Below are 3179 nucleotides of genomic sequence, written 5' to 3'. Positions count from 1 at the left end.
GCGCTGGAGCGTGGTTGGTGGTGAAGTAATTGCCCGTCTACGCGGTTTCTTTTTTGGCAACGAGTTGGATTCCTTTTTTGCCTTTTGGAGTCGCCGCGTTTTTCAGCCTGCTACCTCACCACTTTTATGACCTGCACCCGGCAGATTTGTCGGGCGCAGACCAGTCTGGCCGAAGTCATCCGGGGTGGGGACGATACCGACGCCAAAGTGGTGCTGCCAGAGCCGGTTGACCAGCACGCGCGCTGTGAGCGGGTTGCTGGGGCTCGCGATCCACTCCGCCAGAGCCGTGCGCCGCCCCGACGACTGCGCCCGTGCCAAGATAATCGGTGGCTTTTGTCCTAGAACCGCCGGGAAGGCAGGAAAGACCTCCTCGCGCGGAGAGCCCACCTCGCCGCGTGCCAAGACATAGGTCGCCTTGGAACTTGCTCCATTCTCATTCACCGCCAGCGCCTGCTCCGTGGGCTTTGTGAGAGGGCGCGTGATCTTGCCCGTACCGCGCCCGCCACCGCCGGTCTTATGCTGGCCGTAGGGATCCACACCACGCAGAAAGCTCAGGAGCGAGTAGTAGTCCCGCTGGCTGAGCGGGTCGTACTTGTGGTCGTGGCAGCGGGCACAGCCAATGGTCACGCCGAGAAACGCCGCGCCGGTCGTCACCATCACGTCGTCGAGATCGTCGAACTCCGCCACCAGAGTGCTATCGGGCTCGTCGTCCCAGACATGCAGTCGGAAGAATCCTGTCGCGATAATCCCCGCATCGCCGCCATCCGGGAGCTCGTCCCCGGCGAGCTGCTCTTTGATAAATCTATCGTAGGGCTTGTCCGCGTTGAGCGCCTCAATCACATAGTCCCGGTAGCGCCAGGCGTGGGGCTTGTCGCTGTCGCGCTCGTAGCCATTGGTCTCGCCGAAGCGTACGATATCAAGCCAGTGCCGTCCCCAGCGCTCGCCGTAGCGCGGTGAGGCAAGGAGCTTGTCCACAAGTTTTGCCCACGCCGCATCCGTCGGGTTTTTCTCAAAGGCTGCGACCTCCTCGGGGCTAGGCGGTAGCCCCCAGAGATCGAAGTAGAGCCGTCGCACTTGCTCACGTGGCGTCGCGGGCGCACTCAGCGCAAGTCCCTTGGGCGTGAGCTTCGCGAGGAGCAACTTGTCAATGCTCGTTGGAGCGACGGGCGGCTTGACGGGCTGAAATGCCCACCACTTGCGATCCGCCTCACTAATGGCAAAAGTGCGGCTCCGCAGCTTTGGCCCGAGCGCTGGGTTCGCGGCAGTGGTTGTGGTACGTGGATCGGGCGCACCGGCGCGCACCCACTGGGTCAGCACGGCTTGCTCACTCGCGGAAATCAAACCCGTTGGGGGCATTGGAGCGTCTTTGCTCTTGATGCGCTCGATCAGGCGGCTCTTCTCGGGCTTACCAGGGACGACCACTCCACTCGCTTGCCAGCCAGCCTTGCTATCCAGACGCAGGTTGCCCTGCTGCTTCTCGGCGCCGTGGCAGGGCATGCAGCGCTTGAGCAAGAGCGGGCGCACTTTTGTCTCGAAGAGCGACATGGTCTGGGCATGGGCCGTTGTCGCCAGCAGTGACCAGATCATCAGCCCCAGTGCCCAAAGTCTTGCGTGCGCCATTGTACGATCAAGTTCGGCGGGTTCTGAGCGTTTTCCTTTATCCGGCGGCTAGCACAGGGACGACCTGCGAGAGCTTCCAGCGATGGGCTTCTCCCTGCAACACCATTCCTCCAAAGAGTGCGGAGCCTCCACCACCGTCGCCGAGCGAGCGGTCGTCGAAGTGGTACCAGTAGCCAAAACTCACCAGGACGGTTCGCTTACCATCCCACCAGACGGGGCCAAGTTGTAGCTCGACTTTCCCGATCGTTTTCTTTTCGGGACGAAACTTCTGGCGGTGCTGCTCGGCCCGAAATGCCTTCATGAGTTGCGCCTGCTCGGAGTGGGAGAGAGTCACTGTCCTGCGACCAACACCATTGTTGGCCTCGAACTGTTTCCGGGCATCGTCGGGAAGAGAGAGCCGGGGGACACGAATGACCGAGGGTTTACCCGGCACCTGAAACAGCGAGAAGCTCGGGCGGTACTCACTCATCCCACTGTCGCGGTGGAGTGCGTAGGAAATCAGGGCAGCGAAGGCAGCGGCACGAAGAGCTTTCTCGTCGGGAGGAGTGGTGAACATGATGGCAACTACTTCAGCGACGCCGCACAAATCTCCTTGTTGTCTCGTGCGTAGAGCATCTCCCCGATCAGGCTGGGCGGTGTCCAGGAGCGGCTGGTGAGCAATGCCGTCCCTGGCTTGGTCGTCAGTCCCTCCGATGTCGCTTGTGCCCGAGTGAGTAGGCCATCGCCGCGCAAGAAAAGCGTGTCGCTACCGACTTGCAGGAGATTGGCATCGCCCTGCCCCCGCTCGCGCCAGAGCTCTCTGCCATCAGTGAGGCTCAGGGCGCTGACAAAGCCGCCGTTGTTACAGCCAAGAACCAGCTCGCGGGTAGCGGTCCAGTTGCAGTAAAAGTAGGTAGACTTCGTGTTTACCCACACCTCGTTGGCGGCGTTTTTGGTGAGCTTCAGCAGGCGCGTCCCCAGCACGCCCTGACCGGAGATTAAGACGCGCTGGTCGGGGAGCACCAGCGGCGTCGGGACATTGGTCAGCCCCAGCTTGGGCATTGGAAAGCTCCAGCGCGGCGTACCGTCCTTGGCCGTAACCCCGAGAAGTGCATCCCGCGTCACTTGCACAAGCTGATCCTCGCCGTCTACGCGCACCAGCATCGGGGAGGCGTAGCTCGGCTCGGCAGGTGCGGATTTCCAGCGGATGCGTCCGTCATGTGGCTCAAAGGCGACCAGCGTGCCTTGCTTTCCGCCCACGTGCACCACAAACGCACCGTCGTAGGCGAGCGGGCTGGCGGAGAACCCGAACTGTACGGGCGTGGCCTCAAGCTCCTTCACCAAGTCGCGCTCCCAGAGCACGCGGCCCGTCGTAGCCTCAAAGCACTTGAGCAAGCCCGTAAAGCCCAGGGTCAGAAGCTTACCCTGCCAGAGCAACGGGGTCGCCTGGGGCCGAATGGGATCATTGGTAAATGATTCCTGCTTGGGCAACATCGTCACAGGCGTCTTATGCTCCCAACGCGTCTTTCCTGTTGACGTGTCTAGGCTCACCACTACTTCCACACCCGCCTCGCGCTTGG

The 3179-nt window shown here is 61.9% G+C and carries 3 protein-coding genes; all 3 read right to left on the bottom strand.

All coding sequences use genetic code 11. The annotated features are described in order from the left end of the window. Positions 1-102: 102 nt before the first annotated feature. Positions 103-1620, bottom strand: a complete 1518-nt coding sequence (locus RMO15_RS04835; RefSeq protein WP_309708572.1) for a DUF1549 domain-containing protein — start codon at positions 1618-1620, stop codon at positions 103-105. Between the two features lie 37 nt (positions 1621-1657). Then, a complete protein-coding gene (locus RMO15_RS04830) occupies positions 1658-2176 on the bottom strand; it encodes a hypothetical protein (RefSeq protein ID WP_309708569.1) in 519 nt (172 codons plus the stop codon). Positions 2177-2184: 8 nt separating this feature from the next. After that, the coding region (locus RMO15_RS04825; protein ID WP_309708567.1) for a PQQ-binding-like beta-propeller repeat protein at positions 2185-3179 on the bottom strand (995 nt) is incomplete at its 5' end.

It is taken from the genome of Armatimonas sp. (assembly GCF_031410135.1).
In the GTDB taxonomy this organism is placed as follows: domain Bacteria; phylum Armatimonadota; class Armatimonadia; order Armatimonadales; family Armatimonadaceae; genus Armatimonas.
This window is presented reverse-complemented; position numbering and strand designations above follow the sequence as displayed.